The 14,985-nt window shown below is 57.8% G+C and carries 16 protein-coding genes and 4 pseudogenes; 15 read left to right on the plus strand and 5 right to left on the minus strand.

Going from position 1 to position 14,985, the window contains the following annotated elements; genetic code table 11:
* The first annotated feature begins 1 nt into the window (after position 1).
* From P3T21_RS34800 to P3T21_RS34820, 5 genes are all read left to right on the plus strand, one after another.
* Positions 2-1,231, plus strand: coding sequence for a CaiB/BaiF CoA transferase family protein (locus P3T21_RS34800; RefSeq protein ID WP_429260435.1), 1,230 nt, complete (start codon positions 2-4; stop codon positions 1,229-1,231).
* A gap of 215 nt (positions 1,232-1,446) precedes the next feature.
* Positions 1,447-2,769, plus strand: a complete 1,323-nt coding sequence (gene fahA / locus P3T21_RS34805) for a fumarylacetoacetase (protein ID WP_429260436.1) — start codon at positions 1,447-1,449, stop codon at positions 2,767-2,769.
* 54 nt (positions 2,770-2,823) lie between these two features.
* Positions 2,824-3,198, plus strand: coding sequence for a DUF485 domain-containing protein (locus tag P3T21_RS34810; RefSeq protein ID WP_429260437.1), 375 nt, complete (start codon positions 2,824-2,826; stop codon positions 3,196-3,198).
* The gene (locus tag P3T21_RS34815) at positions 3,191-4,777 is read left to right on the plus strand and encodes a solute symporter family protein (RefSeq protein WP_429260448.1); all 1,587 of its coding nucleotides are present in this window, start codon (positions 3,191-3,193) and stop codon (positions 4,775-4,777) included. Before P3T21_RS34810 ends, P3T21_RS34815 begins: the two co-directional genes overlap by 8 nt.
* A 322-nt stretch (positions 4,778-5,099) precedes the next feature.
* Positions 5,100-5,657 (plus strand): DUF302 domain-containing protein, encoded by a 558-nt coding sequence (locus P3T21_RS34820; protein WP_429260438.1) that lies wholly within the window; start codon positions 5,100-5,102, stop codon positions 5,655-5,657.
* Between the two features lie 714 nt (positions 5,658-6,371).
* Here the strand turns inward: P3T21_RS34820 and wrbA are convergent.
* The 3 genes from wrbA to P3T21_RS34835 form a co-directional block, all read right to left on the minus strand.
* On the minus strand, positions 6,372-6,971 hold the full coding sequence (gene wrbA, locus P3T21_RS34825; RefSeq protein ID WP_429260439.1) for an NAD(P)H:quinone oxidoreductase: 600 nt from the start codon (positions 6,969-6,971) through the stop codon (positions 6,372-6,374).
* Positions 6,972-7,263: 292 nt separating this feature from the next.
* Positions 7,264-7,629 carry a nuclear transport factor 2 family protein gene (locus P3T21_RS34830; RefSeq protein ID WP_301786463.1) on the minus strand — a complete coding sequence of 122 codons (366 nt, stop codon included), beginning with the start codon at positions 7,627-7,629 and terminating at the stop codon, positions 7,264-7,266.
* Positions 7,630-7,710: 81 nt separating this feature from the next.
* Positions 7,711-8,406, minus strand: a complete 696-nt coding sequence (locus tag P3T21_RS34835; RefSeq protein WP_429260440.1) for a glutathione S-transferase family protein — start codon at positions 8,404-8,406, stop codon at positions 7,711-7,713.
* A 123-nt stretch (positions 8,407-8,529) separates the two neighbouring features.
* Here P3T21_RS34835 and P3T21_RS34840 point away from each other — a divergent pair.
* Together P3T21_RS34840 and P3T21_RS34845 are read left to right on the plus strand one after the other, a co-directional pair.
* Positions 8,530-8,670 (plus strand): annotated as a pseudogene (locus tag P3T21_RS34840) (LysR family transcriptional regulator); the annotation flags it as partial.
* Positions 8,662-9,033, plus strand: a pseudogene (locus P3T21_RS34845) (transposase); the annotation flags it as partial. The pseudogenes P3T21_RS34840 and P3T21_RS34845, both read left to right, overlap by 9 nt.
* Positions 9,034-9,256: 223 nt before the next feature.
* Here the strand turns inward: P3T21_RS34845 and P3T21_RS34850 are convergent.
* A complete protein-coding gene (locus tag P3T21_RS34850; protein WP_429260441.1) occupies positions 9,257-9,520 on the minus strand; it encodes a DUF4148 domain-containing protein in 264 nt (87 codons plus the stop codon).
* Between the two features lie 451 nt (positions 9,521-9,971).
* Here P3T21_RS34850 and P3T21_RS34855 point away from each other — a divergent pair.
* The 4 genes and pseudogenes from P3T21_RS34855 to P3T21_RS34870 all read left to right on the plus strand — a co-directional run.
* Positions 9,972-10,428, plus strand: a pseudogene (locus P3T21_RS34855) (IS5 family transposase); the annotation flags it as partial.
* Between the two features lie 189 nt (positions 10,429-10,617).
* On the plus strand, positions 10,618-10,875 hold the full coding sequence (locus P3T21_RS34860; protein WP_429260442.1) for a hypothetical protein: 258 nt from the start codon (positions 10,618-10,620) through the stop codon (positions 10,873-10,875).
* A 240-nt stretch (positions 10,876-11,115) separates the two neighbouring features.
* Positions 11,116-11,445, plus strand: a complete 330-nt coding sequence (locus tag P3T21_RS34865; protein ID WP_429260443.1) for a hypothetical protein — start codon at positions 11,116-11,118, stop codon at positions 11,443-11,445.
* 149 nt (positions 11,446-11,594) lie between these two features.
* A pseudogene (locus P3T21_RS34870) lies at positions 11,595-11,816 on the plus strand (DNA ligase D); the annotation flags it as partial.
* A 141-nt stretch (positions 11,817-11,957) separates the two neighbouring features.
* Here the strand turns inward: P3T21_RS34870 and P3T21_RS34875 are convergent.
* The gene (locus P3T21_RS34875; RefSeq protein ID WP_429260444.1) at positions 11,958-12,233 is read right to left on the minus strand and encodes a hypothetical protein; all 276 of its coding nucleotides are present in this window, start codon (positions 12,231-12,233) and stop codon (positions 11,958-11,960) included.
* Positions 12,234-12,528: 295 nt separating this feature from the next.
* On the opposite strand from P3T21_RS34875, the gene P3T21_RS34880 reads away from it, so the two are divergent.
* From P3T21_RS34880 to P3T21_RS34895, 4 genes are all read left to right on the plus strand, one after another.
* Positions 12,529-13,215, plus strand: coding sequence for an SOS response-associated peptidase (locus tag P3T21_RS34880; protein WP_429260445.1), 687 nt, complete (start codon positions 12,529-12,531; stop codon positions 13,213-13,215).
* A 580-nt stretch (positions 13,216-13,795) separates the two neighbouring features.
* Positions 13,796-14,140, plus strand: coding sequence for a tyrosine-type recombinase/integrase (locus P3T21_RS34885; protein WP_429260446.1), 345 nt, complete (start codon positions 13,796-13,798; stop codon positions 14,138-14,140).
* A 94-nt stretch (positions 14,141-14,234) separates the two neighbouring features.
* Positions 14,235-14,471 (plus strand): type II toxin-antitoxin system Phd/YefM family antitoxin, encoded by a 237-nt coding sequence (locus P3T21_RS34890; protein ID WP_429260447.1) that lies wholly within the window; start codon positions 14,235-14,237, stop codon positions 14,469-14,471.
* Positions 14,471-14,848: a type II toxin-antitoxin system VapC family toxin gene (locus tag P3T21_RS34895; protein ID WP_171926795.1), complete on the plus strand. Its 378-nt coding sequence runs from the start codon at positions 14,471-14,473 to the stop codon at positions 14,846-14,848. The genes P3T21_RS34890 and P3T21_RS34895 overlap by 1 nt, the downstream gene beginning before the upstream one ends.
* Positions 14,849-14,985: the final 137 nt, after the last annotated feature.

The raw sequence follows: 14,985 nt of genomic DNA on the forward strand, positions 1-14,985 counted from the left end.
CATGTCAGCACCACTCGAAGGCATTCGCGTGATCGATTTCACGCGGGTGCTAGCCGGACCGCATTGCACCAAAACCCTACTGGACCTCGGCGCGACCGTTACCAAGATCGAGCCGCCTTCCGGCGATATCGGCCGCGTGAGCATGCCGCATATCGGAGACATGTCTCTGTACTACGTTCAGCAGAATGCCGGAAAGCGGAACGTCAGCCTCGACCTCAACTTCCCAGAGGCACGGGCGATCGTGATCGACCTGTGCCGGGACGCAGACATCATCGTCGAAAATTTTCGTCCGGGAACGTTGAATCGGTTTGGACTCGGCTATGAGCAGGTACGCGCCTTCAACCCGTCCGTGATTTATGCGTCTTTGAGTGGGTACGGGCAAGCGACGTCCTGGCGAAACCGTCCGGCGTTCGCGCCGACCGTGCAGGCCGAGTCGGGACTGACCGACATCGTCCAGAACCATTTCGGCGATGCGCTCACTGAAGTGCGTAACGACGCGTGCAGCCACGCCGACATGTACACCGGACTTCACGGCGTCATCGGAATCCTGGCTGCCCTCCAGCATCGGTCCCGGACCGGAGAAGGGCAACACGTCGACGTCTCGATGGCCGCCACCATGCTGTCAGTTAACGAACGTTTGGGGGCACAACTTTCGGAGATCGATACAGAAGGCGAGCCGATCATTCTATCGGCGCCTGATTCGCACATCTTCGATCTGCCGGATGGCCGCCGGCTCACCATCGCGGGCAGCCCGATATACACGCCAATGTTTACGCGTTACTGCGCGATGATGCGCCGCAACGATTTGCTAAGTGACCCTCGCTTCGGCACGGCGCTGTCGCGGCGACAAAACATTGCTTATCTGCTGGCCGAGGTCCGCGCGTGGATTGTCACATTCAACGATCTGGATCTACTCCAGACGCAGGTTAGCGAAGCCGGACTGGCGATTGGCGTAGTCCGAAGCGTCAACGAGTTCGCCGACTCCGAGTGGGTACAGGAATGGGGTGCGCTAGTCGATGTGGACGACAGGTCCGGCGGCACGATACGCATGCCAGGTGCGCCGTGGCATTTTAGCCAGTCCGAGTTGCCGCAGCCAGGCAGTCCGGCTTTCCAGGGCGAGCATAACGTCGAGGTGCTCTCAGAGCGCAACCTCAGCGCAGCGCTCATTCAGGATCTGCAGGAGCGCCGAATCCTCCTGAGCAGGCGCAACCCTGCGGGCACGTTCGACTGAGCGCAAGGGTCGCTACCCGTGAATGCGCAGGTTGAACGATCCTGGGCGAATGGTGAAGTCTATCCCGTCGATCTCACATCTTCAGATCCACGGGGCCGGTCGAGCGGCCTCGCCACGTCCTCACCTGCGAGACAGGCTTGCGAGGATCGACGTACTGAACGAGCGGGGCATCTGGCGACCGGCTCGGGCCTCCACCTGATTGAAGCGAGACAAACATGCAACAGACTCTGAATCAGACTCACGATCCCGCTGCGCGCAGCTGGGTTGAGTCTGCCAACGCACAGGCCGGCGACTTTCCCATTCAAAACCTGCCGTTTTCAGTTTTCCGCAGAAAGAATTCCGATGAGGCGTTTCGGGGCGCAGTCGCGATCGGTGATCAGGTCATTGACATGTCCGCGTGGGCGTCTTATGCCGGTCTGAACGAGACGGCGAGAGAAGCTGCGAAGGCGTGCGCGCAGCCCGTTCTCAATATGTTTTTTTCGATGGGTCCGTCTTCGTGGAGCGCATTGCGACACGCACTATTCCAGGCGCTTCACGAGCACGCCAGTTCCGACGATCGCGCAGCGATCAAGGCGTGTCTGGTCCCGCTTTCCGAAGTGGAGTACGGTCTGCCCGCACAGATCGGTGATTACACGGATTTCTACACCTCGATTCACCACGCGACAAACATCAGCAAGCTACTCGGCTTGAGCGGCGTGGGTCCCAACTTCAAATCGATACCCATTGGATACCATGGCCGAGCTTCGAGCATCGGGCTAAGCGGCCAGCAGTTTCGGCGTCCAGCGGGCCAGATCATGCTTCCGGGCGAGGAGACCCCGACCTTCTCGCCATCGCTCAAGCTGGACTACGAACTTGAACTTGGCATTTACATCGGACAAGGCAATGCGGCTGGCGAGTCGATTGAACTGGATCGGGCTGACAGTCATGTGTTTGGGTTATGCCTGCTCAACGACTGGTCTGCCCGCGATATTCAGGCATGGGAGATGCAGCCGCTAGGACCGTTTCTGGCAAAGAATTTTGCCACCACCGTCTCGCCGTGGATCGTGACCCTGGACGCACTGGCTCCGTTCAGACTTGCCCTGCCACGCCCGGACACAGATGGAAGACCGTTGCCTTATCTGGATTCGCACGAGAACAGCGCCACGGGGGCAATCGATATCCAGCTGGAAGTCTGGATGGAGACTGCGCGTCACAGAGCCGGGAACCTCCCGGCGTCGCAACTCTCGCTCACCAGCTTTAAGCATCAGTACTGGACCATCGCTCAGATGGTCGCCCATCACACCGTCGGCGGCTGCAATCTGCGCCCGGGAGACCTGCTTGGAAGCGGCACGATTTCGGGTCCAGAGAAATCAGAAGCCGGGGCCTTGATGGAGCTTGCACGCAACGCAAGCGACCCGGTCACGCTCAGTACGGGTGAGAAGCGCAGCTACGTCGAGGATGGAGACGCGATTATCCTTCGCGGCTACTGTCAGAAACCTGGCTTCGCCCGGATTGGATTTGGAGAGAGCCGCGGCGAGGTCTTGCCGGCGAAGGTCTAGCGAGATTACGTATCAAGACGTCCACCATGGGCATGATGACGGAGGAGACCCGACATGCAATCAATGGAATCAATCAACGCTGAGTTCGAGAGACAAAATGCGATGAAAGTCAGATCATCCAGCCTGTCCCTTGTCGAGAAGACGCAAGGGCTCTCTCAGTTTCGGAACCGTTTCGTATGGTCATTGCTATACGCATCCCTGGGAATCTATTTCGGCCTGTTAATCGCAGTCCTGGAGTTTCCTGGCGTGATGTCCCTGCGTGTCTACGGGGAGCTTAACCTCGGACTGCTGGCGATAGTCGTTCAGTTTGCACTCACGATCGCCACTTTTTGGGGTTACTGCGCATGGGCCGAACGAGCCTATGACCCGAAAGCATCTGAACTCCTTCGCAGCGCTATTGCACAATCGAACGGTGATCGACATGAGTAATCTGATCAGTAATGGCGCGCTCAGAATCATCGCTTTTGTAGGCTTTATCGGTCTCAGCCTCCTTCTGACAGGGTGGAGTACCCGCCGATCACGCGGAACATCCGGATTTTTCGTGGCGGGACGCAATCTGTCTCCTTTTCAGAACGGCCTGGCGCTAGCCGGCGACTTCATGTCCGCCGGATCATTTCTAGGTGTGACGGGACTGGTTTCATTATTCGGATTCGATGGGATCGTATATCAGGTCGGCTTCATTGCCGGCTGGATCATGATCATGCTGATCGTCGCCGAGCCGGTCAGAAACTGCGGTAAATACACGCTCTCCGACGTTGTCGCCCTTCGTTTGCGTAGCCGCGGAGTTCGAGCGGCTACATCGGGTTCTTCGCTGCTCATTTCGTTAGCCTACCTGCTCGCGCAACTCGTTGGAGGCGGGGCGCTGGCCAGTCTGCTACTGCCGATTGGCACTAACGCCGCGATCCTGCTGATCGGCGTACTCATGATCGCGTATGTCTTATTCGGCGGAATGGTGGCTGCTACGTATGTGCAAATCGTCAAGGCTGTTTTGGTCTGGGCTGCCGGCGCCGTCCTTGTACTCCTTGCTCTGGCGCATTTCTCCTTCGACATGGGCGCGTTGTTCAACAAGGCACGCCTGTCATCGCTGCATCCAGCGCGGTACTTTCTGCCAGGCGGCTACTTCAAGGATCCACTTGATACCCTCTCGCTCGCGCTCGCTCTGGTGTTAGGTACGGCAGGCTTGCCGCACGTCATGACCAGGTTTTACACGGTGCCGTCCGCCGTCGCGGCGAGAAAGTCCGCGAAAATCGGATTGATCGTGATGACGTCTTTTGCGGTCATGATGATCATCCTCGGATTTTCCGCCAGTGCGATTGTGGGTCCGGCGGCGATTCTCGCGGCAAACAGGTCCGGAAACAGCGCCATCACACTACTCGCGACGACGCTTGGCGGCGGCGCCGGTTCGCCTGGCGGTGAAGTCCTGCTGGCATGCGTCTCAGCGATTGCCTTTGCGACAATTCTCGCGGTCGTCTCGGGCATCATGATCTCGTCGGCCTCAGCCATTTCTCACGACATCTTTGGTCATCTCTTCTCAGGATCTGGCAACAAGGAGCGTCAGCAGGTCACGACTGCAAAGATCGCAACCATCGTCTTCGGCGCCGTAGCTATGGGTCTCGCGCTGCTCGTCCAGACGTTTAATGTCGCATTCCTCGTTGGGCTCGCGTTCGCCATCGCGGCAAGCGCAAACCTACCTGTGATTCTTTTCTCGATGTACTGGCGGCGTTTCACAGACAGAGGCGCGGTCGCAGCAGTACTTGCCGGAACTCTCTCCTCGATTGGCCTTGTGCTCCTGGGGCCCGCAGTCATCGGTGCGAAAGGCATCATCTTCAAGGATTCCACTCCTCCGTTCTGGCTCTCGAATCCTGGCCTCTTTAGCATTCCGGTGGGTTTTATCGCGGGTTGGGCCGGATCGGTCACGACACGTCAAAAGACTGGCGATGATTCCTTCGACGCCCAGCAACTTCGAATGCTAAGCGGTCTCGGGGCAGAAGCCGCTTCTGAACACTGACGTGAGGCTAGACCAATCGTAGGTAGACGATGCGGCTTCATTTCCGTACGAGCGCGCATAAAGTGAACAACAACATTTTCCACCGCAAAGACACATGAAACACTCGTTCCAGGCACGCGGAGTTCCTACTTGAAACTGTAGTGCCAGAGGATTCACGAAACATGCCCTGCTTCAATGACTGAAATTTCACGAAGTTCCACGAGCGTTACGGCATGGCAGAGACGCCCTTCCGCTGGAAAACATAAATACGATCCGTATATCGAACCTTTCTCCAAGGAGACGCTAAGTGATTAGCTTATGTAACGCCGCTTCACGACTTGCCTTGTCCACGGCGACCGCTCTTGCTGTTGGCATGAATGTGGTCTGCACGCCCGCGATGGCAGCAACCGTCGACGTATCGGAGACGCAGACGATTATTGATCATGTAACCGTCTCGTCCAGCAAACCGTACGCTTCCGTCAAGCAGGATCTGGAGAGTCGTCTCGGGCGACTCGATGATCATATCCGCACGCTGCTTAAGCAAAACAAGGTAGAAGAATTACGCGCTGCCCTTCAGAGAGCCGCTGCCAATGATGGCCTCGTAATTCACTACATTGGCGTGCACGGAGACTGGCTCGTCTTAAAAGGACAGCACAAGAACGGTACTGAATATTTCACCGGCAACGTTCTTACTGCCGTTGAGATGACCAACGTCAATGTGGCGGCCGGACTTTATGCACCGTTGCGTATTATGGTCTATGAGAACACACAGGGTGGAACAACCATCGAGTACGACAAACCGTCGACCCAGCTCAGTCAATTCCACAGTGCCCAGATCGACGCTCAAGGCCGTTCACTTGACGACCGGCTAGCGAAACTTTGTGCGTCGGTACTGCAATAACAACCTGCGGATTGCGCTCCTCTGCCTCGATGGTATTGTCAACTTGTTAGCCGGCGTTCAACTTAACATACAGTGCTTAAGGATAGCTAAATTATGCAGTGAAACGCCCCGGCGTCGGAACAGGTTACGGTTTCCCAAGCCTCGAAGGCCCGGGTGCGTAGCGACCGCTTCTGCTTTACGTCGGTGTGGTTACGGCAATGCATGCGGTCGGTCGTTCTGCCCAACCACCCACTTCAGCCGACCAGGCCGCAAAGCCGCTGCGGTCGGCTGAACTTTGGCGCTGAGACTGAAGAAAAAGGGGGGCGCTTAACCGCCAATTTCAGGCAGGGCGCTGGGCTTTCCCACGGCCGCTTAGGTAGCGGGAGCGGCCGCTCAATTCCGGCAAGCGATCGTCTGTTAATAGCCGGGCAGTACGCATTCACGCAGCCTGCCGGAAAGCTACCGTTGATGAACCCAACGTCCGCTCAGGAGAGCATTCGTCGAACTGGTGCTTGCGGCCAGTTCCCGCCGTTCGCCCATGCGCAAAGAGAGACACTCAAACGGCGGCTTCACACTCGAAAACAGACGCTCATGAACGGAAGGGCGTACGGCCAGCTCAGCCTCGATACAGAGCTACGGCTAACAGCATGAGTTGGGTATCCGGGTTGGGATGGCCGCCAAGGGATGTGTCTGGCCGTCCCGTTCATGCGTTGATGAAGCGAATTGCATCCGACGTTAGCCGAACAGCTTGTTTGCGGTCTTGGCGATCAGCTCGCCTTGATGACGAGCGCCAGCGAGCTCGATGGCGCTCGGCTGACGCTGACCTTGTCCACCGGCAACGGTCGTGGATCCGTAGGGAGCCCCGCCGACGATCTCATCCAACGTCATCTGCCCCTGGTGGCTGTACGGCAGTCCGACGATAGTCATGCCGAAGTGCAACAGATTGGTGATAATCGAGAACAGCGTTGTTTCCTGTCCTCCGTGCTGGCTGGCAGTCGACGTGAAGGCGCCACCAACCTTGCCATTCAGCGCGCCGCTCATCCACAGACCGCCGGCCTGATCCAGAAACGCCGCCATCTGCGAGGACATACGCCCGAAACGAGTCGGCGTACCGACGACGATCGCGTCGTAGTCGGCCAGCTCTGCGACCGTCGCAACCGGCGCTTGCTGGTCGAGCTTGAAGTAGGCGGCCTTGGCCACTTCCTCTGGCACGGTTTCCGGTACCCGCTTGACGCCGACCGTAGCACCCGTCGAGCGCGCACCTTGGGCAACGGCATCCGCCAGCGCCTCGACATGCCCATACGATGAGTAATACAGAATCAGAATTCTAGACATTTGGAACTCCTATGTATATTTGCGCAGCGATTTTGCTACGAAAAAATGTGCCCGACAACGGCACAGTGCTGCTGTTGAACCTGGACGTCATCCGCCAGTTTGGGCCCGTACGAGCGCCTGCTTTCGGGAGTTCGGGATGGCCAGTGTCCAGTCGGCGCGCACCACCTGAACGTCACACGTGTGAATCGTCCTGTGGGACTGTCCCGATTCCCGGAATACCGGGAGGCACGTGAGTCACGAACTCTGTGTCACGATGTTTGTGCATCGGAAAGCCAAGTGGATCATGGCGCGGCTATGACGGCACGGAATCCAGAAAGACGTAGAGTGCTTCAATCCTCCCGTCGCGAACGATGATGACATCCACGCCCGTATAGTCGGGTACCTCACCACGCGGACCGGAACCCCATGCGAGGCGACCAGCATTGTGGAGGGCCTGCGCTTCACCGTGCGGCGCATAAACAAAATGCGGGTGCGATGCTCGAAGATCTCCGGCGAATTTGTCGAGAGCGTCATGCCCGACAAACGTACCCGGAGGCACGTAGAGCACACAATCTTCGGTATAAAGCTCCTCGATGGCTGCGCGACGACGCTCTGCGTCACCTTCGCCAAAGACCTCCTGAAGGTTACGATAAAGCAGTTCATGAATACGGTCGTTCACTGCGATTCTCCTTGGTGATTGACTATGGACTGAGCCACGTCACGATGTGTAGATGTCTGAGGAATTGGAGGTTGCATTGCATTACTGAGCGAGCGCCACGGTCTTTGCGATGGCCGCGACGACAGCCGGTCGCGTCAAAATCTCTTCGTACCAGCGAGCGACGAACGGAAATTTGTCGAGGGCCGCTCCGATCACCTGATGACGCCACACCCACCCGAAATGGGCAATGTCTGCGATGCTGTACTCGACGCCCGCAGCGTACGGATGACGCTCGAGAATCTGGTTGAGCACGCCCAGCGTCCGATCGACCTCCGCCAGCGCCCGCGCTTTTGCCTCGGGTTGCGGCGATGCCTGGATCTCGACCTGCAATGACTGCAGGAACGCCGGGCTGAGGCCGGATGCGTGGAAGAAAAGTTGCTCGAAGACCTTGCCGCGTTGGGGGCCGTCTTTCGGAAGCTGCTGCCCGGTCTTCTCTGCAAGGTATACGAGGATCGCGGCAGACTCGCTGAGTATCACGTCGCCGTCCCCAGGAACGGATCGGTCGATCAGAACCGGGACTTTCGCGTTGGGATTCATTGCCTTGAAGGCGTCAGTCTTCTGCTCGCCCTGGCGCAGATTGACGGGAACCAGCCGATAGTCGAGCCCCATCTCTTCCAGTGCGATGGGTACTTTGATGCTGTTGGGCGTGGTGAATGCATGAACTTCGAGCATGCTCTGCTGTTGCGCGGCATCGGGGCCGGCGAGATCGACAAGCCCTAGTGTCCTCTTTCGTTCCATGATCTATCTCCTGTGCGACGAGACAAATCTAAGGAAGCGTGCTAACTTTCGAAATAGAAATGATTGAAAACCATCGTTGCAGAATTGCGTGTGTCAAAGTTACCGGACTTTGAAGGAATCGCGATGTTCGCGAAGGTCGCTGAAGAAGGTTCGTTCGCAGCCGCGGCGGCAACAATGGGTGTCTCTGTCTCCACGGTTTCCCGGGCGGTCACCCGCCTGGAAGAGCGACTGGGGGGCAGGCTTTTTAACCGTACCTCCCGACGACTTGCACTCACGCTGACTGAGCGCGAGGAGATTTCGCGGGCGCTGGTTGCAGGCCGGTCGATACGTTCGATTGCGGTGCAACTCGAACGAGCTCCTTCGACCATCGGCCGGGAGATTGCGCGTAACGGCGGGCAGGAAGGCTACCGTGCGAGCCAGGCCGACCAGCTCGCCTGGGATCGGGGACGGCGCCCGAAAGTCTGTAGACTGGTGGAGAACCGGGCGCTGGCAAACATCGTGGCAGGCAGGCTCAAGGTGCGATGGTCGCCGCAGCAGATTGCCGGGTGGCTGAAGCGCACATACCCGGCCAACGAGGACTTCCAGGTGTCGCACGAGACCATCTATCGCAGCCTCTTCGTCCAGGCCCCTTCTGGGGAAATTACGGGCGGCATTGACACAAGGCACTGATAGGCGAGAAGCAAAGTGAACGTCCTGATCATCGGGTAACCTTCGATTCGGACGCGCACACGTTGATCCACCAGCGAAGCACGACAAAGTGGGTGAAAGCCATCATGCCAGACCTCGTTCACTAGCCGACAATAATCATCATTGCGGTGAGCAATCAGGGTCGGGCATCCCGTGCATCTGCTCACTGCCCGCCGTAGAGCGCGTTCAAGCGATCCAGCGTGCCGTCCTGCTGGGCGCGCTGCAATTCCTGCTTGACCTCCGCGCGAGTCTTGCCATGGTAGGCACCGCTACCGCTACTGCTCACGGACGTACCGCCGACTGCGTCCGACGTCATAGCTGCGTTGCTGTCGGAGGCCGTCGTGGATGTGTCGGCGTTGTCACCCGCATAGGCGAGCGTGGTGCACAACGCCAATGCGGCAATAGGGATCAAAGTCAGAGTTTTCATCATATTCTCCAGCATGGTGCATGACATGCCCCGCGCCAATCGAATCACGCGGTTTGCGCCGGGATTTCGTGCCGCTTCGAAAAGCATCAAAGGTTCTTGCAAGGACTCGGCACGCTCTTGCAATACCAGGGCAGAATTTCCCTTATTCCCGAGTTATCTCCTTTTTTGTACCGCGACCGCTCCAGGATAGGACCCGGGCATCCAGCCAGGATCCATTTTTCATCACCTGCAACTTATACCCTTGGTGTTTATGAAAGTTCTGCTGGTTGTTCCAGTTGGAACGATATTGGAATTATTTTTCTGATCTGTAAGCAGAACGTCGGCGTAGCGCACGCAAGCCAGCTCAAGGCTCTGTCGGGATGGGCGAGTCCTATTTTCCACGATCCATCCATAGGGCCACGACAGTGCGGAAATCAGAACTACAACGGTTCGCTGGATATTGGTGTTCATGGCGGCGACCGGTGCATTAAAAAAAAGGACCCCAGGCTATCGGCAAGTGCCGAGCCGGATGGACCACCAAGATTCATATGGTTGCCGCGGATGCTCGATCAGCCATAACACTCGAGCTTTCTCCCGGACAAGCCGGTGATGCACCGCAGGGGTGAGCCTTGCTCCAAAGCCTTGGGCCACCCAATCGGCCACTGCACCTGCTGATGGACAAGGCCTACGAAGGCAATGAGACACGGCAACTGGTGCTGGATCTGGGTTTTATCCCCGTTGTTCCGCCAAAGAGCAATCGCCTTGAACCGTGGGAATACGATCGGGAAATGTACAAACGCCGAAACGAAGTGGAGCGACTGTTCCGCCGTCTTAAAGGCTTCCGGCGCATCTTCTCGCGATTCGACAAACTGGATGTAATGTTCATCGCCTTCATCAATTTCGCGCTCATCGTCGATGGACTCAGGTAGTGTGAACGCGCCCTAGACAAGTTGCTCAGGTGCGCTCGAAATCGCGGCATGCCGCCACATTCGAGCCTCGGGAATAAAGCGGACTCTGGCGTGGTTAGCTCAGTGTACGCAGCATGATCGACAGGTCGCAGCGTTTTGCTACTAGCCGCCGATCGACGTGAGCTGCGGCAGAAATGGAAGGAGGCGGACATGAACAGCGCCGAGAAGTCTCTGCGGTTCCTGGTAGATAAATGGCTTGCGCCGACTCCGACGACGCGGCTCCGCGTAATTCAATTCGGTCGCATCGGTCGCATCGGTTGCGAGAGGAGGCGCTATGTGCGCGTAGAGGCCTTGGCCCCGAGCGGTTCGCGTGCGATTTTCTTCTTTCGCCACGATGACGGCTTCTGGTGCGTCTTTCCGCCCTCGATCGCACGGCCGGCATTGACGGATCACCAGCTTGCAGCGTAGGAGAGCGTCGTACGGATCGAAGGCGTCTACAGCGGTTGTGCTGGCGGTTCCCAGTGGGTAACCTGATCCGGCCGTACGATTACAGCACGACAATTGAGGGGCCCAGAGTTTTTCGACACCTTTTGCGCATACAGAGCACGCCGCCTTGGATCTATTGGAGTTAGCCTAACGCCCGAGCTTGGTTTGTCTGGCCTTCGAAATGATGCAATAAAAGAATCACTAGCTACACGCCGCGCGGAAATGGAAGAGCTTGTTAGGAAGTATAAAAAGGGCGGCAGTCCCCACGCGATTGTTAAAAACGTAGTGACGCTACGAAGTGTCAGTTTGTCTCATAGACAAAAGCAACCTAAAGCACCGAGCCGGCCCGACTCAACAGATGAGGAAATTGAAGGGTTCTACAACGACAATCTGGAAATCGTGCGATTGTTAATCCATATCGTGCTGGCACGCGCATTTGATTTAACCGAAGCCGCAGATGTACATCGAACATACGCTAGCTATTTTTGGGCGGCAGCACGCGGAGAAGCAACAGAGGGGCATCCGAGATACCGGCCGCCGTATCAGGCGTAATTCGCGTCACGGATCCTGTAAATCCAACGAATTCGATGCATGCGGAGAGTGAAGCCGACGTTCCAATGTTCGCACATGGCTATTCGACGAATGACGCTCGTCGATCGTGCTAAGAAACAGATAGCGCCTACCATTTTGGACGAAGCGCAACGACAGCGATCGCCTTAACGATTCATGCCCGCGCCGGGCTTGCCGTCTCGATGCCGCTTTCTTGGGATGAACTTCCGGACGTCGCGGCGAGCGACCAGTGGCACATGGAGACGGCCGTTGAGTGCATGCGAGCGCTCGGTCGCGATCCCTGTCACGACATGCATGGCATGCGCCAATCGATTACAGGCGCGATGCGCTGGGCCGTTGGACTCACGATATAGGGCGCCTTGGGCGAAAAAGTCGAACCGCCTGCGAACCAGTCCTGTCGATGGGCGGTACGTGCGCCCCGTGCGTGACGCACGCAAGCTATTTTCCGTTGCCCGCGTGGAACCCCGAAATCGCGAAATAGCGGCGCGGTGCTCTCAGTCCAGGTGGACGATCTCCAGCTCAGCTATTTCGATCGCAACGTGTGCATCCCCCTCGGGGATGCTGGCATTGGGATAGGTGCGCAGGATTTCCTGTCGCAAGTCCTTGTACGTCGCGCACTCGTAGTACAGCTCGCAGACAAAATCTTCGTCGCATCCATAGCCAAAATCGCGGACGCAAGGGAACTCGACCTCGCGATACTCGAACGTGACATGCGCGATGGTGCGCTTCGTTGGATCGGGCTGGTCGTCAGCTTCAATCGGCTCGTCCACTTTCATCTCCTTTGCGAGGTGGCGTCCCGTCGTCCGATCCGGTTGCCCTGACCCAGAAAGCGCAGCCGCGCTCCGGATGCGCACGTATCTGCACGGCATCCCGGTGCCAACAGATGCCGTTACCCGCCTGGTCGTAGCCGTCGTGGTGCTCGCACCAGAAACAGTCCTGGTCGGATTCCGCGCCTGGTAGCGGAACACGTTCATGGCGGGCTCGAAATACCTGTATGGATGTACAGTATAGCCAGGATTTTTTGTTTTGCATCTGGCACTATCACGGGATCACCAAGGAGGCTCCATGTGTACCAGCTACCGGGTCGGCGAGACCGATGAGGCCGACCTGTTCGACGGCTTCACGGACTTCCCACGGCGGGACTTCGACTACAAACGCGAAATCTATAAGGACTACACGGCTCCTATCCTGCGGCGGCTCGACGGCGCACCGGGCACGGACGCCGCGACGTTCGGCCTGGTGCCGCGCAGGCGCATCCCGCAGGGCGTGAAGGTATTCGACACGATGAACGCGCGCAGTGAGTCCGTAGCCGAGAAACGCAGCTTTAGCGGCGCGTGGAAGAAGCTGCAACTCTGCCTGATTCCGTGCTCGAGCTTCTATGAGCCGAACTACGAAACAGGCAAGCCGGTCCGCTGGCGGATCGGTATGGCTTCTGGAGCACCATTCGCGATCGCCGGCTTGTGGCGCGCATGGGAGGAGCCGGACGGATTGCCGGCCCTGTCGTTCACGATGCTGACGGTCAATGCGCAGAACCATCCGCTCATGCAGCGCTTCCACAAGCCATGCGATGAGAAGCGCTCGGTCGTCATCGTGTCGCCGTCCGCATACGACGACTGGCTGGGTTGTCGAAGCACCGACGAGGCGCGTTCGTTCCTGAACCTGTACCCGGTGGAAGAAATGGCGGCCGCGCCGTATCCGTTGCCGCCACGCAAACCGGTAAGGGAAGCCGCGAACGGGCCATTGCTGGAGTGACGCGAGGCGCTTCGGCGGCGCACCTGGACTGCCCGTCGATGCATGCCAGGAAAACCGGCGGCTGGCGATCCTGATGTCCTGTGGGTGGATGCGACCTCGGGTGGGTGGGCGCAAGGCGTCGTTTTTCCGAGGAAGTGAGGTGCGGCGGGCGATATACTGGAAAGGAGCGCCCAGCGTTTTCTCTCTCGTAACTGGCTCGATTTTCGAGCGTATTCCGAGACAGGAAACATGGAACCCAAACGCGCCAAAGTCCTTACCCCGGCCAAATTTCGCCATCTGCTGCGAGTCACTGAGGCGACAAGCCGATTCCCCGAACGCGACACCCTAACTCTGCTTCTCGGCATCACATGCGGGATGCGAGTCACCGAAATTTGCTCGCATTGAAATCGGTGACGTACTCGCCAAATCGGGTGCGCGACGCGAAGAGGTCAGCTTACGTGCCTCGCTCACGAAGGGCTGTCGTCCCCGGTGCATCTATCTCTTTCACGAACGCACAATCGCAGCGTTCGACCGGTACATTGAATGGCGCTATAAACGCGGTGCAGGGGCGTTTCTGGATCGACGGGAGTATCGCGGCCTCATGCCTCAGACTCGGCTGATCCTCACGCAGAAAGGTGGCCCCTTCGAGCTAAGCGTGAAGCGGCGGGTGAACCTCGATGGCGAGACGGTCGAATATCTGGCGGCCGATAGCCTTCAGAGCTATGTCACCGGTCTATACCGCGCCGCTGGCCTCGGCGTCGGCTATAGCAGTCACAGTGGTCGTAGGGCGTTTGCGAGCCGCCCGGTTGCGCAGGGCCACTCGCTCGACACTGTGCAGTTGCTGCTTGGGCATTCGCATCTCGATCATGTCTCACCGTATCTTGACGTTACATCACGCGAGCTGCGCGAAGCCATAGCCTTTTTTGATGATGCTTTCGAGGTCTGAGTCTCAAGACGCCTCAGCGACATGCCGATATACCGAACGTATTGACCAGTGAACCAATGTGGACTAATATGGGCTTAGTCCACTAGGAGCAGTTATGCAGACGGTCAATATTCATGAAGCGAAGACGCAGTTTTCGCGCTTGGTCGATGCCGCAGCCAGCGGCGAGGAAATTGTGATTGCCAAGGCCGGCAAACCGGCCGCGCGACTGGTGCCGATGGAGCGGGTCAAGGTGGTGCGCCGGTTTGGTGGCCTGAAAGGCAAGGTTCGCATTGCGGAAGACTTCGATGCGCCGTTGCCCGATGACGTCATCGCTGCATTCGAGGGCCGTTGATGCGCCTGCTTCTCGATACGCACGTTTTCCTTTGGTCGGTCACGGACGACCGAAAGCTGACCAAAGCGGCACGCAAGCTGATACTGGATGCCGACGATGTTTTCGTCAGTAGCGCGAGTATTTGGGAAGCGTCGATCAAGGCCGGTCTTGGCAAGCTCGATGTGGATGTGAACCTGCTGGTGTCCGAGATTGAAGCGAGCGGCTTTTCGGAATTGCCGGTCCGGGCGGTACACGCGGCAATGGTTCGCGATCTGCCCGACATTCATCGGGATCCGTTTGATCGGCTTCTGGTCGCACAGGCTCTGTCCGAACCGTTACGGTTGGTGACTTCAGACGGCCATCTGTCGAAGTACACCGATCTAGTTATCACCGTCTAGTGTCCTGAGTTAGAAATTCATTGAAAGATGTCAATCCCGTACTAAAGTGTCTTGTGTGGCACTTGATACGGGAGGTAACGATGAGCGGACGGCCCAAAGGAGAACTCGTGCTGAGCGAATCGGAACGCGAACAACTG

It is taken from the genome of Paraburkholderia sp. GAS334 (genome assembly GCF_050436625.1).
Lineage (GTDB): Bacteria > Pseudomonadota > Gammaproteobacteria > Burkholderiales > Burkholderiaceae > Paraburkholderia.